The sequence below is a fragment of the Aliifodinibius sp. S!AR15-10 genome (genome assembly GCF_031569985.1).
In the GTDB taxonomy this organism is placed as follows: Bacteria; Bacteroidota; Rhodothermia; order Balneolales; family Balneolaceae; genus JAMQKA01.
On record NZ_JAMQKA010000071.1, the window covers coordinates 1 to 23,765 of the forward strand.

The window sequence follows — 23,765 nt, forward strand, 5'->3', positions numbered from 1 at the left end:
ACTATACCCCCACCCACGCCTCGTGGCTGAACCAGGTGGAAATTTGGTTCAGTATCCTCACGCGAAAAGCCCTGAAAACCAACAGTTTTACCTCGACCGATCAGGTCCGCCGGACGATCGATGCGTTTACCAAAGCGCACAATAAACAGGCCGCACCCTTTGAATGGAAAAAGAAATTCGTCAAACCGGGAAAGCTGTCGGATAATTACGCTGATTTATGAATCTAAGTACTAGTTAACTTTTATGATTTTTCAACCTTTTCTCTTTCCTGGTCTCTGAGCAGCCGGCGCATGATTTTTCCGCTCCGGGTTTTCGGCAGCTCATCGGTGAACTCGATCTCTTTTGGGGCCACGGCCGGTCCCAGTCGCTCCCGTGCAAAGCCCTTTATCTCCAGATTGAGCTCTTCTGTTGCTTCAAAATTGCTCTTCAGAGTGACGAATGCTTTCACCAGTTCTCCCATCATCTGGTCCGGTTTGCCAATCACCGCCGCCTCTGCCACGGCCGGGTGCTCCATCAAAATATTTTCTACCTCGAATGGGCCCACCATATGCCCGGTCGTTTTGATGATATCGTCGGCACGTCCCACAAACCAGAAGTACCCATCCTCATCCTTGCTGGCTAGGTCACCGGTGAGATACCAATTGTTGGCAAAGCATTTCACATATCGCTCATGCTCATCCAGGTATCCCCTGAACATCGACGGCCACCCCGCTTTCAGGGCCAGGTGACCGGACTCACCAGGCGTGCTTATCAAAGCAGGTTCAGATCCTTCATGGTCGGGTGTGATGATGGCGGCCTCGATACCGGGCAGGGGCTTGCCCATCGACCCGGGTTTAACTGGCATGGAAGGATAGTTGGCGATCATAATGCCCCCGGTCTCGGTCTGCCACCAGTTGTCGAGTATCGGCATGCCCAGCGTTTTTTGCGCCCACCGTACCGCTTCGGGATTTAGGGGCTCACCCACGCTGAGAATCAGTCGCAGGGCGCTCAAATCGTACTCTTTTCGTACATCGATATCCATTCGCATGAGCCGCCGGATGGCTGTGGGAGCGGTGTACCATACGGTGACCTTCTGTTCTTCCAGTATTTTGTACCAGAGCCGGGCGTCAAACTCGGCCTCTACCACAATGTTGGTGATGCCGTGCATCAGGGGCGCCAGGATGCCGTATGAGGTGCCGGTCACCCAGCCGGGATCGGCGGTGCACCAGAACCGGTCGTCGGGATGAAAATCCAGCACATATTTGCCTGTGATGTAGTGCGTCAGGGCCGCCTGGTGCACATGGATAACCCCTTTCGGCATGCCGGTGGTACCACTCGTAAAATGCAGCAACGCCCTGTCATCGGGTGCTGTGGCAACAACTTTAAAGCTGCTCTTGGCCCGGCCCATCAGTTTTGGCAGGGAGCGGATGCGGCCGTTCTGTTCTTTTTCTGCATCGGTCAAGAGCACATATTTCAGGTGCTCCAGGCGATCCAGCAGCCCGGCTACTTTTTTCCTGTACAGCGCTTCTGTTGTAACCAAGACCTTGGCTTTCCCTTTGTTTAGTCGCTGGTAGATCGGTTCAGGTCCATAAATAGAAAACAAAGGACAGTACACGCTACCGTTTTTTAGGGTACCCAGCGCCGTGATATACAGTTCCGGGATGCGGCCCGTCAGCGTACACACCACATCTCCCTCCTGGATGCCCAGTTTTACCAGCACGTTTGCAAAGCGGTTGGTCTCCTGCTTCAGTTCATTATAGGTAAACTCCCTGACTGTCCCGTTTTCAGCGATCCAGCGCCACGCCACCTTCACTCCCTTTTTACCTATGGCATGCCGATCCACTGCTTCATGGGCAATGTTCAAGCCTTTTCTTCAAGGAAATCCCGATAATTCGTTGAGGACCTGTTCCCACTTGAAGGATTTATACTCCTGCTCGTAGTTGGCCAGGTTGGGCGAAACAGTCTGAACGGGTGGCGCTATGATCTCTTTCTCGGGCATTGGATTCTCTCATTTGACCTCATGTTCTAAAGTATATTCAATCCCGGGGGACAGGCTACAGAGGGAATCCATGCTTTAGCTGTAGATGGATTTCCTACATCGAGGATCATTGCATTCTCTGAAATAATCTCAATGGAAATATCATGCTACTAATTTTCACCCAATGTGACTCTTTCGCCAGCGGTTGATGAATTTGTCAATTTCACCACCTAATATGACTAAGAAACCAACCCCGACAATTAACATCCACTGATCGCTGCTGAGTGGCATGGTGCGGAATATCGTCTGCAAAAATCCAACATGAAGCACAGCCAAGTGGGCAAGCAGAGCGGCTACCAGGCTGACAAACAAAAATTTGTTTGAGAAGAAATTGATATGGAATATACTCCTGTCCAGCGAACGGCAGTTAAGGACGTGGAAAAACTGGAATACCACCATCTGGGTCATCGCTGCTGTTCGGGCCATATCCAGGTCCCCGGTTTGCTGGTGTATCCACCAAAATGTTCCTAGTGTACCTGCAGCTAACACAAGTCCCACTCCACCAAGGCGCTCCATTAAACGGCCTGTAAGTATGCCTTCTTTCGGGGGACGCGGTTTGCGTTTCAGTATGCCCGGTTCCCCGGGTTCAAAAGCCAGGGCTATATCCTGCAGTCCATTGGTGACCAAGTTTATCCAAAGAATCTGAACGGCGATAAACGGGAGCGGCCAATTCATCAGAACGGCAATCAATATTACGATAAGTTCGCCAACTGCCGTGGAAAGCAGGAAAAAGGTCACCTTTCGGATATTAGAAAACACAATTCTTCCCTCTTCAATAGCGGCCGTGATGGTAGCGAAGTTGTCGTCAGACAAGACCATATCGGATGCCTCCCGGGCTACGTCCGTACCACTTTTCCCCATCGCCACCCCAAGGTGAGCAGCCCGTAGTGCCGGGGCATCATTCACCCCATCACCGGTTACGGCCACAACATGGTCCGACTGTTTCAGCCGGTCAACAATGCGGTATTTGTGTTTGGGGGAAACACGGGCAAAGATATTGATATTCAACAGCTGAAGATCGAGCTCTTCATCCGAGAGCCTGTCCAGCACCTTCCCTTCCAGTGCTCCGTGGCCTTCAGGATCCAGGCCAAGCTGCCGCCCGATTGCTATAGCCGTATCAATATGATCCCCGGTTATCATGATTACCCGGATCCCGGACTCCTGTGCGCTTTGCACCGCTTCTACGACTTCGGGCCGTACGGGATCTTCCATCCCTTGAAGGCCTGTAAGCACAAACTCTTCTTCCAAAACGGACATGTCATCGAGGTATTCCGATTCCGTACTCCGGTAGGCCATTGCCAGCACCCGGAGCCCCTGGGCGGCCATCTGTTTTGAAACAGTCTTAACTTTTTTTGGATCAATAGGTACGAGCTGGCCATCCTTCAGCTGGTATTTGCACCGGTCCAGAACCGCTTCCGGGGCCCCTTTCATAAAAATGGTCTGACCATTTTCGTTTTTGTTCAAGGTGACCATAAATTTTCGCTCGGGTTCAAATGGCAGGTAATCCAACTGTTCTTTCTGCAGGCGGATATCAGACAGGCGGATCCCTCCTTTATAGGCCGACACATGCAGTGCAATTTCAGTGGGATCGCCCTGCGGTTCTCCCCTCTCAACAGCCGTTGCATTAGCCTCATTGGCCAGGGTACCCGCCAGGAGGGTTTGGAAAAGCCCGCTTTCGGTTGAAGGAGTTACCACACTACCATCTTTGCTAATCGTTCCTTCAAGCTGGTACCCTGCTTCTGTTGTCTCAAATAGTGTATCATCGGCCCAAATTTGCCGCACTGTCATCTGGTTTTTGGTCAGCGTGCCCGTTTTGTCTGAGCCAATGACTGTGGTACTGCCCAACGTTTCAACCGCAGGCAGAGATCGGATTATGGCCCGCCGATTGGCCATCCTGCGTACCCCGATGGCTAGGGTTATCGTAAGAACCACTGGTAATCCCTCTGGAATGGCCGAGACTGCCATGGCGACAACTGTTATAAAAATCTCCGAGGGATCCATGTTATACAGGATCCCGATCACAGCGATTAGCAATGCAAACCCCAGAATAAGGTTACCGATATTCTTGCCCAGCCTGTCAACCTTCTCCTGCAACGGTGTTTTTATGATACCGATCTCCTTGACGGTGGAGGCTATCTTTCCCAGCTCCGTTGAATCCGCAGTGCGTACCACGACTGCTTTTGCCCGGCCTTGTGTGACAATAGTACCGGCAAAGGCCATATTTTTCTGGTCGGCGGGAACGAGGTTGGGCGTTCGAAGCGGATCTACTTGTTTATTGACCACCTCGGATTCCCCGGTTAGTGCCGACTCATCCACTTCCAGCCCTTTTGACATGAGGATGCGCATGTCTGCAGCCACCCGTCCGCCTGAGCTGAGCAGTACAATATCTCCTGGTACCAAGTCACGGCTCGGTATCTCAATCTCACGGCCTTTGCGGATGACCTGTGCCTTGGGATCCGACAATCGGGAGAGAGCCCGTATAGCACTTTGGGCTTTGTTTTCCTGGACATAGCCGATGACAGCATTTAGCAGGACCACCGCCATAATTACGCCTGAGTCAACGTAATCCTGGAGCACGAAGGTCACAAAAGCCGCTGCCAGCAAAATATAGATCAGCGGATCTTTAAACTGATGAATGAGGATCTGCCAGCGGGTCAACCCGGCTTCCGTGGCAATTTCATTGGGACCAAAAAAGCTTATGCGCTTCTCGACTTCCTCCTCAGTCAATCCGGTTTCAGAAGTGGTTTTGACTATCTCACATACTTTTCCTGCGGTAAGAGTGTACCAGGGCTGCTCGGATATATTAAAATCAACATCAATCGGGGCTTCTATTTGATCGGCCATAAGCTATAGACTCTCTTTTATGCAATCTATTACTTGCATTTTTTGTTGAAGAATTGGGAGCCATGTTAATGTTCTTTTTTAGAAGGATACTCTGCTCCCTTACCTTCTTTTATAGCTTTACTTTTTGTCTTTTTACCTCCAACTAAAACGAGCAGCGGGACTTTGGTATAGAAGGCCATCTCCCTGGAGTGATCCTTTTCAACCAGCTTCTCCCAGAAGTTTTTTTTATACCTGACCATAACGAGCAGGGAATGGGGTTTTTCATTGAAATGATCAGCCATTACTGGAAAGAAATCAGAACCATATTTAAGCTCAAAAGAGATATTCTCATAATTAGTCTGGTCTTTGACAAGGTCCCTGAACCCCCGGAATTTTATTTCAGCCAGCAGGCTGCGCTGTTCCGTTATATGTACTACATCAATACTTGCATTGAACAGCTGTGCAAAATCGATGGTCTTTCGTAGGGCCTGCAAGTCCCCCTCATGGTAGTCGGTGGTATATGTAATATGCTTCAGGTCATCAAGGGAACCGCCCGGAGGTACTGCAAGTACTGGAATTGCCGATTTATTTATTACGGTAGCAGTAACACTGCCCAAAATTTCATCCCGATATTCGGCGGCGCCTTTCGTACCCATTACTATCAGGTCAATGTTATATTCGCTGGATATTTCTAATATCGCAGCAGTGGGTTGTTCTAACTCCAATACTCTTGATATTTCAATATCCTTGTATTGTTCATCGCTCTTGAGGTCCCCTATAAGCCTATCGAGTTGTTGATCGGCTTTGTTGACCGCCTTCACCTGGTCCTGTTTAAAATTAGGTGCAAAATACAGATCAACCTGGATTGCGTGGAACAAGATTAGTCTGGATCCGGTAAGGGAGGCAATTTTTGCCGCTAATGGCAACGCTTGTCGGGCATTCTTCGAAAAATCTGTTGGGAACAGAATGTTTTTGATTTTAGTAGGCATAGCTTCACTCTCCAATCAAAACAAGTAGCGGGACTTTTGTATAAAAGCCCATTTCTTTGGAGTGAGCCTTTTCAACCATTTTCTCCCAGAATGTTTTTTGGTATCTGACCATCACCAACAGGGAATTTGGGTTATCAACAAAGTAATCGGCCATCACAGGGAAAAAATCGTAATCATATTTAATCTCAAAAGAGATATTTTCATAATCGGTCTGGTCTTTGACAAGGTCCCTGAATCCCCTGAATTTTATTTCTGCCAGCAGGCTGCGCTGTTCCGCTACATGTATTATATCAATACTTGATTTGAACAGTTCTGCAAAATCGATGGTCTGTTTCAACGCATTGAAGTCCCCTTCATGGTAGTCGGTGGTAAATGTGATATGCTTCAGGTCATCAAGGGAACCTCCCGGAGGCACTGCAAGTACCGGAATATCCGATTTATTAATTATGCTGGAGGCAACACTACCAAAAGTTACACTTCGATTTCCGGTGGCGCCTTTCGTTCCCATTACAATCAAGTCAGCGTTATATTCGGTGGCTTTTGCAAGTAGTCCAACATTGGGATGTCCTGACTGCAATACTGTTGATATCTCTAAATCCTTGTATTGATCATCTTTTTTAAGATCGGTTATAAGTTTATCGAATTGTTGACTGGCTTTATTGATCGCCTTCTTCTTTTGCTGTTCGAAATCAGGGGCAAAATCCAGGGCACTTTGGCTTGCATGGAACATGATTAGTTTTGAATCTGTACGAGAAGCTATTTCTGCAGCAAGAGGTAGCGCTCGTTGAGCATTGTTTGAAAAGTCTGTCGGAAAGAAAATATTGTTAAATTTGATTGCCATGGGTTGTTTTGGTCGTTATTTAAATTGCAGTTAAAGGCATTTGGAAAAGTTAAGATAAGTGAGGTATGACCATAGATATATTATAGTGCGATTCATTTATGTTGACCCTATGATAATCCAATTGAAAATTGTTGCGCCGTTACTTTTGATAAAGCAGATACTATAAAAATCTATGTTAAAGCTATTCTATTAGTTTATTACGATTATTAAGATAATATGAGAAGATAGTATCAGAAGATAAAATGCGCTGTAGGGTCAGCAACTAGACGGCTGTAATCAAAAGTACTACAGTTAGCCAATAATCGGGGACACCACCATTTGAATCAGGATGGGCTGGATTAAAGGATTTGCGGGATTCCTTCTTACATAAACATTACCATCCCGCAGGTCCTCCAATCCTGTAAATCCTGGTTCCAATTTTTTATTCAACCTTTATCTCCACTGCTTCCTTCAGCGCAGGCATTATAAGCTCTCATCCCGGTCTCCTGCTTCAGTTCTTTATAGGTAATTCCCTGATAACCCCGTTTTTTGGTGATCCAACGTATTGCCCCTTTCCCCAAGGGAGAATAACTGTCATCGCGAAAGAGGGGCTTGATGATGGCCGATTATCCTGTATGGATATCATCCAATTTCACACTTCATCCTTGGAATCAGGATGGGAAGGATTAGGGGATTTGCGGGATTACTTTGTTCAATAGCAGAGACATGATCATCCTGTTCATCCTCTAATCCTGTACATCCCGGTTCCAATTCTCTTCCCCTAAAAGAAAAGACTAAATCCGTTTAAGGGTGAATATAATCGCTTCGTTCATTAACCTGTTGTGTTGCACGACGAATCAGGCCCTGAATATTTTTTTGAATTCCAGGCTTGTTGCCCCGAAATTGATCAGCAGGCCCACCGGGAAATCATAGGCCGTTACATAGTTTTTGGCCTGCGCCAAATGCACATCTTCTAAATTGATTACTGCCTTTAATTCTACCAAAACCCTGTCATCTACCACGAAATCTGCTCTTCTTGTGCCAACGCGCTGTTCTTTATAGTAGATGGGCTGTTCCACCTCTCTGCCAAAATGCAGATCGGCTTCATCCATCTCCAGGGCCAGGCACCGTTGATAAATAATCTCCTGGAAACCATTACCCAGCAGATTGTGCACATCCATGGCACAACCGATTATCTTGTATGTAAGGTCATCCAATTTCATGATTTCTTCGTTTGAATCAGAGTTTTCGGAATTCACGTTTTTCGGTGATATCATCCTATTTCACTCACCGTCGGAACCAGGATGGGCAGGATTAAAGGATTAACGGGATTACTTCTGACGTAACTTGCAATAACCATTCTGTTCATCCTCTAATCCTGTACATCCCGGTTCTAATTTTTATTCAACCTCATACACTTGGTCAGACTTCTAAAGGGCTACCCCTACCCTACGCATAGGCTCCGCGTAGTCTACGCAAAGGTCTCGCGCAGGGTACGCAAAGGCTTCGCGTAGGGTAGGCAGAGACTTCGCGAACACCAGCTACTAATAATAAGAGCCCTGCGGCAAGGGTACACGCAGGGCTCATAAGGTTAGGACTGATTGGTTACTCAACCGTCAGTACGGGTTTGAAAATCCCCGTCCGCAAAGTATCGCTGTCATGATGGGTATTGCGCACCTCAATCCGGTAGGGGCCGGCGGCCAGGCTTTCCGGGATGCGCATGGTCAGCGTTTTGGGCTCGTTGGTGCGGATCTGTTCCGCCTTGGCCTCCGAATCATCGGACTGGCTGACGAAGAACACGCCCTCCTCCTCCAGGTTGTCGTGGATCTTCAGGTGGGTGCCGGAGAGCTCCAGCACGTCGCCGGGAGTAAGGATATCATCGTTGGTTTCGCTGCCCCAGTCGTAGACTGTCTCGATTTCGGGGGCCACGCGGTCGGAATCCACTTTTCGAAGCTCCACCTCTTCGGCGGCACCGGTGATGGCATCCTTAAGGCGGGCGCTGACGATCAGCGAGTGGCGGTTCGGGTCGAACCGGTCGTCATCGCCGGTAAAGGTGCCGCTGATGCCGAAATGGATGCTAATATGGTCATCTTTGTAGGTTTCCCCGCGCCGTACGTAGTCGGCAATGGTGGCCCAGTAGTTGTTAATGACGGCCTCTGTCTCGGTGGGTTTGAGGATGGAACCCGGGCCGGTGATCGCTTCGATCAGGTCATCGCGGGAGTTCCCGGCTACATCCACCGGACGCGCAAGGCGGTCATCGGGGTCATCTTCAGTAAAGTGGTTATCATATAAGCTGTAGTTTAGCATAACTTGGAATAGTGTTTTAATGTTATTGTTTGTTGTACCTGAGATCGTATCACTCTTGATCTCTCTAGTGCTGTTATTAGTTAATTGGCATATGCTTCTTGGTTGTCAACTGCAAGTAGTCGGCTACATGAGCGATTCCCAATAACAAGTACCCGGTAACCAATAACAAAATAGTTGGTGCAGATAGATTCTCTTACTTCAATAATGAATATTCTTTCTTGGTTGTACACCAATAATAAGACCGCTCTGAAGCTGGATCCTTACAAAAAAAATAAATCGGGTGTTATGACGCGCAGACCCTGAAATTTCAAGGTACAAGTGCGAACGAAATAGATGAATTATACCGCTGCCGGGGCCAAAATGTGCGAGCAAATGGGTAACACATTCACGATGACACAGCATCATCACCACAGGGTGGGCCTCTTACTGTTTTATAAATTGAACCCCGTACTTGGATTGGTGTAGTATATTTTATGCCTTATCGAGAAAGATTTTTCTCCCGTAGGCACAGCTGACTATCCTATATGGGATATCATCCTATTTTCACATTTCATCCTTAGAATCAGGATGGGCGGGATTAGGGGATTTGCGGGATTACTTTGTTCAATAGCAGAGACGTGTTCATCCTGTTCATCCTTAAATCCTGTACATCCCGGTTCCAATTCGCTTATTCAGCCTCATGCTTATGCTGCACCTCGCCGCTTTTGACGCTACTCCAATCACTTCTTCTTTTGTAGTTTGTTTACCTGTGAATGCTTTTAGAGGACGGAGTTTCAAACCGACCATCTTTTCAGTGATATCACATCCTATTTCACACTTCATCCTTGGAATCAGGGATGGGCAGGATTAGAGGATTTGCGGGATTACTTTGTTCAATAGCAGAGACATGTTCATCCTGTTCATCCTTAAATCCTGTACATCCCGGTTCCAATTTTTAATCAACCTCATGCCAATCCAACCTGGCCAGCCCTCGAAAGTAGGATTTGTTTGTTACTCCACCGTTAGCACAGGTTACCCGACTGTTATCATAAGCAGGGACGCCAGGCCGCCAGCCGCTACCAGAATGACAAGCCAAATCAAGGGCTTGCTCTTTTGAAATCCAGCCCAAAAAACAAAGAGACCCGCTTTGACGAATGTATTGCTTACAACCGCTATTACAATTCCTATTATGGCCACTTGTGGACTCGTACCATTTTGCGCCATACGAGATAAGGAAAGAGTGATGGCATCCACATCCATCAAGCCGGAAAAGAGGGCCAGCAGGTAAATGCCTTCATCCCCGTACCACTTTTCCATAGCTGTTGCCAGCAGCAGTATAACCCCCAGCAGCACCCCGAACTGTATGGCGGTCTTAAGTTGAAGTGGATTTTCTAGTTCCAGATTCAGGGGGTCATTCGTTGAATCACGATGGCGCTTCCACAGCCAGGTACCTCCTCCTACAGTCAGAACCAACATGGTGGTAAGGGGGATCCAGAGAGGGTGTAGCAGTTCCGCGTTTACTACAGTGACCTCAATAGCCACCCTTATAAACATGATTGACGAAGCAATGAGTACCCCTGCAATAAAAATATTGCTGACAACCTGCTTCTGTTCCCGTGCAAATTGCGCAAGGCTGAGCGTCACCGCAGTTGAAGAAGCCAACCCGCCGGTAACAGATGTCAATATCGTACCGAGTCGTTCGCCCTTGTACTTGATAAAAATGTATCCTATAAATGAAAGTCCGGATATCAGTACCACCATCCACCAAATCCAATAGGGATTTAGTGCTTCCCACGGCCCATACCCCCTGTTTGGTAAAAGTGGGAGGAAAACAACAGAAATAAGCAGCAGCTTAATGCCGGCGTAGATCTCTTTAACTTCAATCATACGCAGCCATCGGTGCAGTACCGGCTTTATGCTCAGCAGGCCCATGACCAACACGGCGGCTCCAAGGGCATATATACGATAACCAAACGTGGCCCACGCCCCAAGTAGAAACGTCAATATGAGGGCAATTTCAGTGGTAATGCCCAGGTCCTTGTTTTTATGGACTACCGTCTCAACGGCATACGAAGTTATGACCAGGGCGGAAAGGGCAAGCAGAATGGCTGCCAGTATCCATGGAGTCACGTAATTTGTCATGACCGCAGAAAGTCCACCCAGTAGCCCGACCAGGCTGAAGGTTCGAATACCTGCAACTCGGTCCCCTTCATCCTCTTCCCGGCCGGTCCAACCGCGCTCAATACCAATAAGCAAGCCCACGCCCAAGGCAGCAAAAAGGTCCCATAATATTTTCGTCTCCTGATCCACAAATACGGGTTTTAAATTTGTATTCGCTTTTTGTCCATCTCTCCAGAAACAAACAAGTAGTTATACATTAATATCAACTTTCCCAGGATAAAAGACATGTTAATTTACACAGCACTGGATTCCTGCAAATACATTCCGCCAGGAATCAGGATGGGCAGGATTTTTGGATTTTCTGGATTTATCTTGAATCTGCATCCTGCTTATCCTCTAATCCTGTAAATCCGGGTTCTAGTTTTTACTGTCAGTACAGGTTCGAAATTGCCCGTACGTAGTAAATCACTGTTATACCTTGTGTTGTGCACTATAATCCGCCAAGGGCCAGTGGCAAGGATTTCCGAGATGCACTGGATCAGCGTTTGGGGTCATTGGTTGGACTTGCTCCGCTTTGCCCTCTTACTAGTGTTTAATGGGAAGACGCCTTTAGCGCTTAAAAGTAGTCTTTGTGTCAATCCTGAACTTGTTTCAGGATCTCGCAGAGCCTCTATCTTGATATCGGATCTCAACAGATCAGCGCTTAGTGCCACTACGAGATCCCGGATCGGGGCCCGGGATGACACAGAGGGTATTTCTTGATTCTTTGCCATCTAATCTAACCGCTAAATACGTTAATAAAGCTGTTATTAGTAGTCAGTGGCAGGTAGTCAGGTAAATGATTACAACTGTCACCGCTGTTTCTTTTTGGCTTCAATGCTTAGTTGGGTATGTGGCACTGCTTCCAATCGGCCTTTCGATATTTTTTCACCTGTTGCTTTGCAAATCCCATAGGTTTTATTGTCGATCCGCTGGAGGGCGCGGTCCAGGTAACTGATAAATTTCCGGGTACGGTTGTGCAACATATATATTTTTTCCCGTTCCCTGGCATCAGTTCCAACATCAGCCATGTGGGAAGTGTTGGTTACCTTGGTGTTTATATTGTCTATATCTTCCTGTAGAGCTCTCTTAAGGGCCTCCAGTTCCCGGGTAGCTTCAGTACGTTTATCGAGGATAATTTGGCGAAAATAGGCAAGCTCTTGATCATTGTAGGGGGATATATGCTCTTTGGATATGCTCTTATTTTGTTCGTTTATCATAATCCTGCTTATAATTTATTTTAAAAAAAGAAATCCTTTTTAATTTGTGTTATAGCCACCAACTCTTCTTACTACGCTTCAATATTAATTTGTGTGCTACGTTTTCATCTTCCATAATTGGCGAAAGATTTACTATTAAAGACAACTACCGAAAGCCGACACGATCTTTCATTGATATGTTATACGAGATGTGTGATAGCTGATTTCGGTTGCTGCTATTTCCCTCGTAATACTTATCAAACGTTCGATGAATGTGGCGGTAGTGGTTGTTAAAAGCGGTCTGTTTTTCTTTCGAAACTTTTTCTATCTCATCCATTCATTAATCCCCTGTATCAAATTATAAATCTCTTACTGTTCTATAAATTTTTGGGAAAAATACCTAAGAGCATCCCTCCTGATGAATACTTTGGGTATGCCAAAACAATAAATACTGGTTTAGTTTAAATTTGGGTCCCATTATAACAGATGAGCTTAATGTGCTTTGAAAGGGAAATAATTAAAGCCTTGTAGGGATTCTCCTTGCCTAATTTTAAAATCTAGGTGATTCCATCGATTCTCTCTTACATCCGTTAATGATATGTCCTACATAGGTTTGTTATAGATCACTGAAATCTTATTTAGACACTGGGTTTCAATTTGGGCTTGGCTACTATATTGGTTAAGCCCGGAGTTATCAACAGGGATTTCGCCCCGGGGTTGAGCCTTTTCTATTGGTTGATTTGGTCCTTTTAGTTTTGCGCAAGATTGGGCGAGCAGAATCCCCAGTATTATATATGATATAATTCGTAGCATATCGCCTCTCTTTGTTGTTATATGAATACTGCTACAATTCCGGACCCATACGTTATATTTGACTAACCCTTGTTATACTATTTAACCTGAGTTCGATGTAAGGATTACTCAAAATAATACCTGTCATCGCGAGAAGGCTTTGGTGATGGCTGATTATCTTGTATGTAAGACCTTCTAATTTTACATTCCGCCTGGAATCAGGATGGGCTGGATTAGGGGATTAACGGGATTCTTTCTCAGGTAAACATTACCATCCAACAGATCCTCTAACCTGTACATCCCGGTTCTAATTTCATTCTTGTACTCTATATCGAACTGCCATTATTTACATTTCACAATTTATCTCTTTCATTTCTAGCCGAAGACTCGCTATACGACGACCATAGTTGAAACAATTATTGTTGAGTGCAAAAACCTGGGACACCTCACGCGCCCCAAGCGTCTCTCTTATTTTGCTCTCTGTAAATATTAAATTCAATATACATAAGACAAATCGTGAGGTATGAAAGGGATCGGCTGACGGGCATGTGGGGATATCCTTGTAGGAGCGACTGTTGATGCCTGTCAGAAAATAGATAAGTAAGTACTCAAATCCTGCCTTCCCTGAATGAAATGCCCTTCATGACAGAAATCATCCGTAATAGTCAGCCCTACAAGCAGGCGCGTCAATTTCCTATAGCAAGAGGAGCAAAATTTAGCCACTATTAATGAAGTCGAAGGTCGGAAGGTCTTTGTCTTTTTTGAAACGTGCCTTTCACTTACGCGGGAATTAATTCCCGCGCTATGGATAAGGTTGAATTGCGCAGACGAAACTGATTCTGACCCAATAAATAGGTCTTCAATCAGTAATAAATCCTAATTCATCATACATTTACATTATGAGAGTACCAGCACCTGTATTACTCATTCTTATATTACTAATGGGTTGCGGACAGCAAAATGAACAGCGACCCGAAACCAGGGATGCCGCAATTGATACGACAGCGGTAATAGCGGAGGGGCAAAAAATAACCCAGGCTGCCTTTCAAACCTTAAGCTCCAACTTGAAACAGGCCATGGGGGAGGGCGGAGTGGAGCACGCGGTGCAGTTCTGCAATATTGAAGCGATGCCACTGACCGATTCCCTGGCGACCAATTTTGGTGTGGAGCTGCGCCGAGCCTCTCATCGTCCCAGGAATCCCGATAATCGCGCCGACTCCCTGGAGCTGGCATCTATTAACAAATACCTGGAGCAGATAGAGCAGGAGGCCGAGTTGAAGCCGTTAGTATACGCTGCAGGAGACCAAGCCGTGTATCACGCGCCGATTAGGATTACCAATGCACTGTGCCTGAGTTGCCACGGGAAACCGGGCATGGATATACAGGAAGACGATCTCGCAACCATTCAAAAACTGTATCCAAATGACGAAGCCACTGGATTTGAATTTGGGGAACTAAGAGGAATCTGGTCGGTTAATTTCCCAGAGGCCTTTTTTGTCAACAAGGAGATGAAGTCAGAACCGGAATAGCATTCACTATAATCGATATCAAGAGAGAAAATGAAAACAATAATAGCAGCTATTGCCTTAGTGGTATTTTCACCAGGTATCCCGCAGGCTGCCTAGGCCCAGATTAAAGGGGTAAGTGAAGGGGATCAAATCAGGATAACAGCGCCATCGATCTCAGATAGTGTAATTACTGGACAGGTGGACAGCATTACTCCCGGAATGGTCCGGGTTACAAACGAGTTTTCCAAAGATTCCTGGACAGAGATTCCCCTTGATGCAGTTGAGCAATTGGAATTACGTAAAGAAGTCAGGCAAACGGGTCGCGGTGCGCTCGTTGGTGGAGGCATAGGCGCATTGACCATTGGAATTATTTCTATGGCTTCTAATGAACCTTGCGATCCCGATGAATGGTGTATTATAGAATTTACCCCGGCAGAAGCGTTTCTGATAGGAGCAGCAGTTGGAACTGTATCCGGCGCCTTAATTGGGGCGGCTATAGGTAGCTCAAAAAAGGCAATGAAATGGAAAAGGGTACGCTTTGATATTACTGCTGAACCGATAACAACGAACTATTTAAAGCGGCCTCCCACTCCGGGACTAACTTTAAAATGGTCTTTCTGAGGAGGTATTCTAAATGCTAAAGCGAACATATTTATATGACTTTGGAGTTTCCCAAGATGATCCCCGTAGCGAGGTGAGAGCGCTGAAGCCGGTTCTTGGTGACCGTATATTGTGTATCGCCAGCGCGGGAGAAGTGCCGCTGGAGTTGCTGGTAAACAGCCATGAATCAATTACAATCGATGCTGTTGATATAGCGGAATCGCAGCTATTTCTTTCAAATCTCAAGCTAAAAGCCTCGGTTTCATTACAAACCGAAGATGCGGCCCGTTTCCTGGGATACCTCCCCTCAGACCGATCGAACAGGATGGCTTGGTTTGAGCAGATTATGGATACACTGCCCGATCAAGAAATGAGTTTTTGGCTGGATAATCCGCAGGCGTTCGAGCATGGCCCTATCCACTTGGGGCGATATGAAACGTACATCGCCCGATTTGCCCCATTGGGGCGATGGCTGTTGGGGGGCTATCGTAAAATTCTGGGGCTATTTGAAACAAAGGGAATTGAAGCACAAAAGGAGTATTTTGACCATGAACTGCGGACGGGCTTGCTGAAAAACCTCTTCAAGCTGATGTTCCACCGGCGTCTTTACCGGAGAGGCGGCATACCCGAGCAGGGCCTGATACATATGGGGCAACAGAATATCGGGCTGAGGTTCTACGCCAAGTTTAGAGATTTCTGCACCAATACGTCGGTCCGCGAAAACTGGATGCTCCAGTTTGTACTGTTCAACCGCGTGCTGTTTGAGGAAGCACTGCCCTCGTATCTCCGTCCGGCGGGCAGGGAGCGGTTGCAAACTGAGCAAGAACGTCTTCAGTTTATAAAAGTGCCATACACCGACATCCTTGAAACGGCTGACCGCGGCCATTATAACAAGTTTGCGCTTTCAAACGTCAGCGACTGGCTGACGGAAGATGACTTTATGGCGTTAATGGACATCATTTCCCAAAGAGCCGGCGACAACGCCCGGGGCCTGACCCGCTATATCCATTCGTCCGGGATTGTTCCTTCGCGATTGCCGGATAATATTCAGCTCGATTATGCATGGGGAAAGCAGCTACAGGATGAAGATCGGTTTCCCTTTTACAGCTTAATCCCATTCAAAGTGAAAAATGATGGAGACAGAACGGCTGAATAATAGTGCGGTAGACCTGTCTGACTTTGAATTACGAGTACTGGGACGGGAATGGAACGAGCGGCTGCTTCAGCTAACGCAAGAATCACCGGTAGAGGCCGGCAAGTTCCGGATCTATTTTGATCGTTCCCCGGATATTTTCGCTATTCCGCAACTGACCTCCTATAAATATCGATGCCTGGGACTGTTCAAAGGTGACGAGCTGTTGGGCTATGCGTTTGCATCCTATCAAAAACGGTATGTGAACCGACGTATCGCCGATGTAATTTACCTGGGTAACATACACGTTTTCCGGAAAGGGCTGGGACGGGTGTTCCTCCGGTTGTTATCGGATCGCTTATCTGGGATAATACAGAAAAACAGGGAGGTCAAATACATTTATGCATACATATTGGAACAAAATATACCCGCGATGAAGCTTTCTGGCCACGGGTACTTTTCTTCCAGGGTCGTCAGTCAAATCTCGATGATCAATATTCTACTGCTTAAAGCCGTAAGGCTGAGCCGAACATACACCATCAGGAGAGCAAAACTGGCCGATGTTGATAGCATCGTAGAGTTGCTGAAAGAGGAGCATAGGTCCAGGTTCCTGGCTCCTGGAATGAGTAAGGAGATTTTTGTGCAAAACCTCGCTGAACGACCCCAGTTCGGTATTGAAAATTATTACCTGGCGGTATCGGGAGATGATGTAGTAGGGGTGTGTTCAGTGTGGGATATGACCGCCCTGAAAAAGAACAGGATCCAGACATATGGTCCCACCATGAGGTTGATGCGATGGGTTTACAATATGGTGGCACCAATCTTGGGGGCTGCCAGCCTGCCAACCGCCGGGGAAGCGCTAAAGGACATAACCATTGCAGAGTTTGCAGTTAAAGATCGCGATCCCGAAATCATGGAGGCGTTACTGCGACATGTCTACAATCATTACCGAAAGCTAGGCTACCATTCAATCATATTTGGAAGCAGTTCTGACGATCCACTCTTAAAAGCTGCAGGTGCTTTTCTTTCAAGGGAGGTTCGCTCGAATGTAATATTGGGCACTTTGCAAGGATTCGACTCACAGGAAATCATTAGCCCGGCACTGATCTATGCCGATGCCGTCCAGATTTAATTACCCATGGCGGTATATGAAGAACATATTCCCTTACATATGCTTTTCTTATTCTTATTACTCATTCAAATAATTCTAAAATGAGATAGTGAATTATGTATTCTGGTTGAAAAATGATCAATCGTATTTATTTATAGTATGGTAAATTTTTCAGGCCTTGGATTCGCGAACAGCCCGGAGCAAAGGTCCGAAAAAGAAGAAGAGATCTATTCCTTCTACACAACATGCCCAAAGGTGCTAACCTGCTTCCTCACTAAGAGTCAAGAAGAACAAAGGGCGGGACTAGATCAGTTTGGCAGTGCACTATCGATTTGTCAGGCTCCATCTTGAATATATTGAATAAAGGAATAAATTCTCCTGCTGCTTGAACCGCTTGAGCATCTCTTTTCGGTCAACTTTATTCATCCAATTTTTCGCCGCTACAGTCACAAAATCACCGGCTTCAGGGAACCACTCATACAGGAATCCCTGTGCTGCAAATATAAATACCGGATACTCCAGACCGGCGGCCGGTGTTCCATCAAAAACAAGATCTATATAATCAGGAGGAAGCGTTATGGCATACAGGGAATCGCTCTTGGTTACCAGTTGGTCAACATTGACATTACCAGATTTCACCGCCTCCGTCATCTCCAGTGGATACATCTCCAGCGGCGGCTGCTTGGAAACATCCACCGACAGTGCATCAATATGCCAAACGTCCGTCATTGACGAGACTCGCACGTTAAGTGGCTGACCTGTATTATCAAGATTCTGCAGGCGCACCGCCCGGGTAAACGGCACTTCGTTGGCTTCCGGCAATATCCGGCCTGCTTCCTGCCAGCTATCCCCGACGGCTACTTCAACAAGCAGGCTGCTTCGTTGGATCCAGTCCTCAAAATAGCTCTTCAGATCCGGATCGTGTTCCAGAGTATGATAAAACGAAAGTGCTTCATCACCTATAATCCCACCTGCAGCTCGGTAGACCTCTGTAATGAGACGGCTGTTTATGGCATCCACAACCAATGTGACTTCCGAGGTACCTGGTGGTATCTCAAATTGGCCCTGGAGGGTATCCCGATAACCTGCATTATGGAAGATATTTTTCAGATCAGATTTCCAATAGTTGCCATCCTTTTTGTCAACGTAATGTAAAGTATTAGTTCCTGAATGATCCTGAGCAGTAACGGGTGGGATGGGGTAATAAATCGGCCACGCCCTGTTTTGGGTGTCCAATACAACAGTGTTGGCACCCTTTGCATCAACGACGAACAGATCAACACTATTAAACAGGTGGGTTTCTGGTCGTTCGTTACGGACACGCACCGTAAGTTCATTACCTGAGGGAACCAAGGATGAAAGCACATGGTAGCTCTGCGCTTCCAGGGCTTGAGAAATGGCTGTAGAAAAAGCCTCTCCCTCCAGTACAAAACTAGACCCATTATAAGAATAGACAAACGGGCATGATCCCTCGCTTGGCCGCCTCATATTAAACTCTGAAGGCTCCATTAATAATACTACGCCAGAGGCAATGGCAATACTCATCGGGACGATCCAGAGGGCCTTCCAACCATTGGATTCAAGGCGTTCAATAAATACGATATCAGTAAAGGAAAGGGCTCCTTCAAAATCCTCAGTTGCATTTTCTTTTTTGACGGTACCTTTTCCCCTGAGGGTAGTCTCAGTAAATGAAAAAGTCTCAAAGGTATATAGGCTGCTGTCCGTGGTAAGTGCTCGAATGGCATCCAGATCAGAATCAGCATCCTCCAGCTCAGTAAAACTTGTCACGGATTGGGAGGTGTAACACCCGTCGAGGAATAATGACGTCAACAGTAAAATTATTGAGATTTGTAAGACTGGGTATTTCATAGCGTACCTCTTCTACTTTTAAATTTTTATCACCGTAACGACAGCAATAGATTCACCTGAACACCTGCGGGCCTGATGGAGTAGGCTTGATTCTCAAAGTTTGTAGTCAACGAAGACCCTACAGGAACCGTCACCATCAGTTTAGCGAAGCGGTCGTCCAGATTTAACCCAACAGCCAATAGTGCATGATTTTGAGATGATTCAATAATCAAGTTACTCGAATCATCTGAGAAAATGGTTTTACCACCACCTCCTCCTACAAAAAGTCTAAATGGAGTCTGGTAGAGAAGCAGCGCTTTAAATGTTGATGAGCTTCCGATATCCCACCCACCTATAAAGTAGAGACCGTGTTCTTCTCGCTGTAAAGGAAACCACGCTTGGACAGCAAAGTGTACGGACGTATTAGGCTTGTCAACTGCCAGTCGATCAAGCTCCGAAAAATCGCTGAACATGACTCCCCCACCAAAGACTAAGTGAGTAGTTTCGAAGAACGGGCGCGAAAAGTTGCTTTTGTTTCTTGCCAGTGGAAGGGGATCATCTGTCTTTGTGGTGGTATCTTCCGGAGCCGATAACGCTGTCCTGTTTATGATGTGACTCCCTTGACAAGCAGACGCTTCAACGGGCAGAAAGGTCCCACAAGCAACGAACACTAGAATGATATAAGATACTGCTCTCACCCCCAACCTCTCTTTCCAATACAAATCTGCCGCTCAGTATTTTATAGCGTGTTTATATTCTTGACGTTTGTACAGCTATTACTGTTTTACAATAACGTTATCTAAAATCTGAGGATGTAATAAAGTCTCAGTATGATTTGTAATGCATTGATATCATCGTTTTGTAAGGGAAAGCAGGATGGGAATTCCATTTCTAATTTCTTGATTTTCGTTCTAAGAAGGCTTGCAAGTCTAACTTTATTCCCCTTCCTCTGTACTGTTTCACCTTACCGAAAAGCGAAAGTTTTCCTGTCAATGAACAATCAAGAAGAGAAAGATATTTGAATTGAAGTATAGTTCTTATTGAGAAAAACAGAGAGAATATCAGGAGGGTATATCATGGCTAAACTAATATTATCAAGTTTGATGCTTGTTTTGTCGGTTAATTTCAGTTATGCCCAGTCGCCTTGGCTAAGCGATTCACAATCGAATAAAATCTTGCTCGAATGGGATAAGCCGATTTTTAGCGACGAAATGGGGTCAGCTTAGGAAAAAATGACAGCCGGTAGTTCCGTATATTTTTTAACAGGCGAAATAGGTATTTCAGAAAAAATCAGTTTAGTAGGAGAATTGCCATTCTCGTATTTAGGATTTGTGGAGAAATACATTTCTCCAGAGTTTGACTATGAGAATACAATTATCGGGAATATCTATATCGGTGGAATACTGCGGAAAGATACACAAGAAACCGATGGGCATTTTTTTATAGAGTTTGGTTTCAGGCTACCTACAACCCCCAAGCCAAAGATCAATAAAATTACCGCTCAGTCTACCGGCCTGCGATCCGAATTGAGCGATCGATTTGAAGCCTTTGTTTCCAATACCTGGGCAATACCTTTAATAGTCAATTTTGTAAAACCCGTCAAGGATCCCATGGCTATTAAATTCAGGCTTGGGACGGTTTGGGATGAGCGAAAAGATTCTGAGAATATGTTTTTCCTTCTTTACGGCTTAACAGGCCTGTACCGAACCTCAACTGTTGAGGCCTACCTGGGAATTAATGGCAGAAGTCCCTATGCGGGAAATGATACGGAATTTTTCAATGACGGATTTTCTCAATTGCGGGCAGGGGTAGCGCGTCCATTCAATGAGATAGTCCCCGGTATTTACCTGCGAAAGCCTGTGGGTGAGAATTACAACCGATGGGTGGACTTGGGGATATGGAATCAATATTGAATACCGGTGGTAGGATGAACAGGCCGGGTCTTATCCTCGTAGCCAGCCTCTCTTTTTACAATATGGATCTAGCTTATACCAAATGCTATATTACACCCTTGATGTCGATATAACGTATGATTATTCAATCTGATCAACCAAGGCCAGCTGCTGGCCGCTCCCCGGTTTAAAACATATAGAAGGAGCTGAAATTGGAGAAACCAGTCCCATGAAAACATACTTTTACACCTCCCCAGTGTACTGTTTTCACCTACTTCCCATCACGCACATCTCGCTCAATAAATTTTCTGGAAAAGTAATATCTATACTATTATGGTTTTACAAAAGGAATCAGGAGGGGATAGCCAATGAAATATTCAATCTCAAAAATATGGTTAATTGTGAGCATCATTTGTATTGGATGCAACACGACTTCTCCGGATGAGCCCAAAATTAATATATCCATTTCCGGGACGGCGGTTAAACACGAAGATGGAAATCCGCTCAAAGATGTGAAAGTGGTACTTTACCGTACTAAACCAGGCTTTTTTAGAGATGAAGAAGAGAGAGTCTCAGAGGGTATGACCGATATGGAAGGGAAGTTTATGATAGCTGCGGAAGTTGAAGAATCTTCCTGCGAAGAGTGGTCATACTGGATTAATGCATGGCTTTACATCGTAATAAGTCCAGAAGTACCGAGACAAATTGATAATGAGATTCCGATTCAGTGTAAAGAAGAGGTGCAAGAATTTAAGTTAAGACTTAAAAAGTGAGAATAATTTTAGAGGTCAGCTACATGAAAATACAAATTAATTCACAGTCCCTTTTAACCTGTGTAGTGGCCGTTATTCTGTTAATAATTGTAGTGAGTATATTATATCTGTTCTTGGCCCGACCGTATCAGCTTACTTGAGGCGCGGGCCAAGAGGAAATAAACCGTCCCATGCCTGGAGATGAACTGGATGTTTCTCCAACTTTTTTTGCCACCCGGGCTATCACAATCGAGGGTGGTATCCAACCAATATCTTATCTGGTCTGACAAAAAAAACAGCAGGGAGGTTTCCTATGCGGTATCAAGTCCACCCAGGATATTTACGAGTGTCGATTTTCCGCTCCCTGATGCGCCCAGCAGGACGACGATTTCACCCGCATATATCTCCATATCAATGCCGCGCAAAGCCCGAACCTCCACAACGCCCATCTGGTAAACTTTGGTTAATCCGCGGGTAGAAAATATCGTTTGACGGCTTATGGTATTTGGCACTTCCTCATTCATTGGTAACATTTTACAATCAATCCCACAATGGGTTTTGTAAAGAAATCCCTGAACCCATTGCCTGAGAATGGAACCTTATTTGTAGGCGATTTACCTACAGACTCAGGCATTTCTCTCAAAGAAATTTGCAAGTCATCCCGTTGGGGGCGCCAAGGGATAATTTTGTACATTACAGATCACTTCCAGTACAAAATCACAAAGCTTTTTCAGTGACGTACTCGTCTTATTCACCGGGTTACCTGTTATGAAGAATGCTGATACTTCTCACGATGGTTCACTTACCCTGTCCCTCTCCGGGGATGTGATGACTGGCCGGGGTATCGATCAAGTCCTGCCTCATTCTGTAGACCCGGTCCTTTTTGAGCGATATGTAAAAAGTGCACGGCGGTATGTTGACCTCGCTACACGCCATTCCGGGGCTATTCCCAATGATGTCACTTTTGATTATGTGTGGGGAGACGCACTGATGGTACTGGAAAAGATGGGACCCGATGTGAGTATCATCAACCTGGAAACGGCCGTCACGACCAGTGATAATTATTGGAAGAAAAAAGGAATCCACTACAGGATGCATCCCGGTAATACACCTCTGCTCACGGAAGCCGGCATCGATGTCTGTGTACTGGGGAATAACCACATCCTGGATTGGGGATATAAGGGGCTCGATGAGACCCTAAACACATTAAATAAGCATGGGATTTCTGTCGTGGGTGCAGGCATGGACGCGGATTCGACAGCTACGCCTGCCGTTATCGAGACCAAGAATGGCCGCCTGCTGGTTTTCTCTTACGCCGATCTATCTGCTGGGGTACCAGTAAGCTGGAAAGCCGGAGAAGGTAGTCCCGGGGTCAACCTGTTAGAAAACCTGCGACAGAAGGGGATAAAGCAGGTAAAAGGTGATATAGAATCATTTCGTCGCGAAGGGGACCTTGTGCTGGTATCCATCCACTGGGGTGGCAACTGGGGCTATGATGTGCCGAAGTTACAGCAAAAATTTGTCCACCAGCTTATCGATTTCGGGTTTGTTGATATGATTCACGGTCACTCGTCGCATCATCCCAAAGGCATCGAAGTCTATCGCGATCGCCTGGTCCTGTATGGCTGCGGGGATTTGATTAACGACTACGAGGGCATTGCAGGACATGAAGAGTACCGGGGTGAACTTAGCCTGTTATACTTTCCTACCCTAGTGTCATTACCACTTAATTCGTGAGGTACTCTTTTCCATAGGTCCAGTTGAATGGTTTTGCGTTCTTCTGGTTATAGTCTTTGATGTAGCTCATGAGTTGATCGACCAGCTGCTGCCGGGAGT

At 46.1% G+C, this 23,765-nt stretch carries 18 protein-coding genes and 3 pseudogenes; 9 read left to right on the plus strand and 12 right to left on the minus strand.

The window, feature by feature from the left end; genetic code table 11:
• Nucleotides 1-221 (plus strand): annotated as a pseudogene (locus tag NC796_RS25000) (IS630 family transposase); the annotation flags it as partial.
• Between the two features lie 20 nt (nucleotides 222-241).
• Here the strand turns inward: NC796_RS25000 and acsA are convergent.
• The 9 genes and pseudogenes from acsA to NC796_RS25050 all read right to left on the minus strand — a co-directional run bounded on the left by acsA (nucleotide 242) and on the right by NC796_RS25050 (nucleotide 12,631).
• A pseudogene (gene acsA, locus NC796_RS25005) lies at nucleotides 242-1,978 on the minus strand (acetate--CoA ligase).
• Nucleotides 1,979-2,134: 156 nt separating this feature from the next.
• On the minus strand, nucleotides 2,135-4,861 hold the full coding sequence (locus NC796_RS25015) for an HAD-IC family P-type ATPase (protein WP_310688556.1): 2,727 nt from the start codon (nucleotides 4,859-4,861) through the stop codon (nucleotides 2,135-2,137).
• Nucleotides 4,862-4,926: 65 nt separating this feature from the next.
• Nucleotides 4,927-5,829 (minus strand): universal stress protein, encoded by a 903-nt coding sequence (locus NC796_RS25020; protein WP_310688557.1) that lies wholly within the window; start codon nucleotides 5,827-5,829, stop codon nucleotides 4,927-4,929.
• A 4-nt stretch (nucleotides 5,830-5,833) separates the two neighbouring features.
• A complete protein-coding gene (locus NC796_RS25025; protein ID WP_310688558.1) occupies nucleotides 5,834-6,670 on the minus strand; it encodes a universal stress protein in 837 nt (278 codons plus the stop codon).
• 836 nt (nucleotides 6,671-7,506) lie between these two features.
• Nucleotides 7,507-7,872 carry a GxxExxY protein gene (locus NC796_RS25030; RefSeq protein ID WP_310688559.1) on the minus strand — a complete coding sequence of 122 codons (366 nt, stop codon included), beginning with the start codon at nucleotides 7,870-7,872 and terminating at the stop codon, nucleotides 7,507-7,509.
• Between the two features lie 382 nt (nucleotides 7,873-8,254).
• Nucleotides 8,255-8,956, minus strand: a complete 702-nt coding sequence (locus tag NC796_RS25035; RefSeq protein ID WP_310688560.1) for a DUF4469 domain-containing protein — start codon at nucleotides 8,954-8,956, stop codon at nucleotides 8,255-8,257.
• Between the two features lie 1,011 nt (nucleotides 8,957-9,967).
• Nucleotides 9,968-11,245, minus strand: coding sequence for an MgtC/SapB family protein (locus NC796_RS25040; protein ID WP_310688561.1), 1,278 nt, complete (start codon nucleotides 11,243-11,245; stop codon nucleotides 9,968-9,970).
• Nucleotides 11,246-11,907: 662 nt separating this feature from the next.
• Nucleotides 11,908-12,315 carry a TraR/DksA C4-type zinc finger protein gene (locus tag NC796_RS25045; RefSeq protein ID WP_310688562.1) on the minus strand — a complete coding sequence of 136 codons (408 nt, stop codon included), beginning with the start codon at nucleotides 12,313-12,315 and terminating at the stop codon, nucleotides 11,908-11,910.
• A 145-nt stretch (nucleotides 12,316-12,460) separates the two neighbouring features.
• A complete protein-coding gene (locus tag NC796_RS25050; RefSeq protein WP_310688563.1) occupies nucleotides 12,461-12,631 on the minus strand; it encodes a hypothetical protein in 171 nt (56 codons plus the stop codon).
• A 1,354-nt stretch (nucleotides 12,632-13,985) separates the two neighbouring features.
• Between NC796_RS25050 and NC796_RS25055 the strand changes: the two genes are divergently transcribed.
• The 4 genes from NC796_RS25055 to NC796_RS25070 all read left to right on the plus strand — a co-directional run bounded on the left by NC796_RS25055 (nucleotide 13,986) and on the right by NC796_RS25070 (nucleotide 17,458).
• Nucleotides 13,986-14,615 carry a DUF3365 domain-containing protein gene (locus NC796_RS25055; RefSeq protein WP_310688564.1) on the plus strand — a complete coding sequence of 210 codons (630 nt, stop codon included), beginning with the start codon at nucleotides 13,986-13,988 and terminating at the stop codon, nucleotides 14,613-14,615.
• Nucleotides 14,616-14,792: 177 nt separating this feature from the next.
• Complete coding sequence (locus tag NC796_RS25060; protein ID WP_310688565.1) at nucleotides 14,793-15,215, plus strand: hypothetical protein; 423 nt, start codon at nucleotides 14,793-14,795, stop codon at nucleotides 15,213-15,215.
• Nucleotides 15,216-15,228: 13 nt separating this feature from the next.
• A complete protein-coding gene (locus NC796_RS25065; RefSeq protein ID WP_310688566.1) occupies nucleotides 15,229-16,350 on the plus strand; it encodes a DUF3419 family protein in 1,122 nt (373 codons plus the stop codon).
• A complete protein-coding gene (locus NC796_RS25070; RefSeq protein WP_310688567.1) occupies nucleotides 16,325-17,458 on the plus strand; it encodes a hypothetical protein in 1,134 nt (377 codons plus the stop codon). Before NC796_RS25065 ends, NC796_RS25070 begins: the two co-directional genes overlap by 26 nt.
• A gap of 303 nt (nucleotides 17,459-17,761) precedes the next feature.
• Here the strand turns inward: NC796_RS25070 and NC796_RS25075 are convergent, their stop codons facing one another.
• Both NC796_RS25075 and NC796_RS25080 read right to left on the minus strand, forming a co-directional pair.
• Entirely contained in the window at nucleotides 17,762-19,306 is a 1,545-nt protein-coding gene (locus NC796_RS25075) for a hypothetical protein (protein WP_310688568.1), read from the minus strand.
• A gap of 29 nt (nucleotides 19,307-19,335) precedes the next feature.
• On the minus strand, nucleotides 19,336-19,983 hold the full coding sequence (locus NC796_RS25080) for a hypothetical protein (RefSeq protein WP_310688569.1): 648 nt from the start codon (nucleotides 19,981-19,983) through the stop codon (nucleotides 19,336-19,338).
• 378 nt (nucleotides 19,984-20,361) lie between these two features.
• Here NC796_RS25080 and NC796_RS25085 point away from each other — a divergent pair, with 378 nt between their 5' ends.
• From NC796_RS25085 to NC796_RS25095, 3 genes are all read left to right on the plus strand, one after another.
• Entirely contained in the window at nucleotides 20,362-20,511 is a 150-nt protein-coding gene (locus NC796_RS25085) for a hypothetical protein (protein ID WP_310688570.1), read from the plus strand.
• Nucleotides 20,512-20,616: 105 nt separating this feature from the next.
• The gene (locus tag NC796_RS25090; protein WP_310688571.1) at nucleotides 20,617-21,198 is read left to right on the plus strand and encodes a hypothetical protein; all 582 of its coding nucleotides are present in this window, start codon (nucleotides 20,617-20,619) and stop codon (nucleotides 21,196-21,198) included.
• Nucleotides 21,199-21,545: 347 nt separating this feature from the next.
• Entirely contained in the window at nucleotides 21,546-21,950 is a 405-nt protein-coding gene (locus tag NC796_RS25095) for a hypothetical protein (RefSeq protein ID WP_310688572.1), read from the plus strand.
• 293 nt (nucleotides 21,951-22,243) lie between these two features.
• On the opposite strand, the pseudogene NC796_RS25100 reads toward NC796_RS25095, so the two are convergent.
• Nucleotides 22,244-22,453, minus strand: a pseudogene (locus NC796_RS25100) (ATP-binding cassette domain-containing protein); the annotation flags it as partial.
• A 244-nt stretch (nucleotides 22,454-22,697) separates the two neighbouring features.
• Between NC796_RS25100 and NC796_RS25105 the strand changes: the two are divergent.
• Complete coding sequence (locus NC796_RS25105) at nucleotides 22,698-23,666, plus strand: CapA family protein (protein WP_310688574.1); 969 nt, start codon at nucleotides 22,698-22,700, stop codon at nucleotides 23,664-23,666.
• Nucleotides 23,667-23,765 lie beyond the last annotated feature (99 nt).

What these genes read in the sequence shown, in the direction of transcription:
- NC796_RS25015 (WP_310688556.1), bottom strand. Translation starts at nt 4,861, where the DNA reads ATGGCCGATCAAATAGAAGCCCCGATTGATGTTGATTTTAATATATCC.
- NC796_RS25020 (WP_310688557.1), bottom strand. Translation starts at nt 5,829, where the DNA reads ATGCCTACTAAAATCAAAAACATTCTGTTCCCAACAGATTTTTCGAAG.
- NC796_RS25025 (WP_310688558.1), bottom strand. Translation starts at nt 6,670, where the DNA reads ATGGCAATCAAATTTAACAATATTTTCTTTCCGACAGACTTTTCAAAC.
- NC796_RS25030 (WP_310688559.1), bottom strand. Translation starts at nt 7,872, where the DNA reads ATGAAATTGGATGACCTTACATACAAGATAATCGGTTGTGCCATGGAT.
- NC796_RS25035 (WP_310688560.1), bottom strand. Translation starts at nt 8,956, where the DNA reads ATGCTAAACTACAGCTTATATGATAACCACTTTACTGAAGATGACCCC.
- NC796_RS25045 (WP_310688562.1), bottom strand. Translation starts at nt 12,315, where the DNA reads ATGATAAACGAACAAAATAAGAGCATATCCAAAGAGCATATATCCCCC.
- NC796_RS25050 (WP_310688563.1), bottom strand. Translation starts at nt 12,631, where the DNA reads ATGGATGAGATAGAAAAAGTTTCGAAAGAAAAACAGACCGCTTTTAAC.
- NC796_RS25055 (WP_310688564.1), top strand. Translation starts at nt 13,986, where the DNA reads ATGAGAGTACCAGCACCTGTATTACTCATTCTTATATTACTAATGGGT.
- NC796_RS25065 (WP_310688566.1), top strand. Translation starts at nt 15,229, where the DNA reads ATGCTAAAGCGAACATATTTATATGACTTTGGAGTTTCCCAAGATGAT.
- NC796_RS25070 (WP_310688567.1), top strand. Translation starts at nt 16,325, where the DNA reads ATGATGGAGACAGAACGGCTGAATAATAGTGCGGTAGACCTGTCTGAC.
- NC796_RS25075 (WP_310688568.1), bottom strand. Translation starts at nt 19,306, where the DNA reads ATGAAATACCCAGTCTTACAAATCTCAATAATTTTACTGTTGACGTCA.
- NC796_RS25085 (WP_310688570.1), top strand. Translation starts at nt 20,362, where the DNA reads ATGGCTAAACTAATATTATCAAGTTTGATGCTTGTTTTGTCGGTTAAT.
- NC796_RS25095 (WP_310688572.1), top strand. Translation starts at nt 21,546, where the DNA reads ATGAAATATTCAATCTCAAAAATATGGTTAATTGTGAGCATCATTTGT.
- NC796_RS25105 (WP_310688574.1), top strand. Translation starts at nt 22,698, where the DNA reads ATGAAGAATGCTGATACTTCTCACGATGGTTCACTTACCCTGTCCCTC.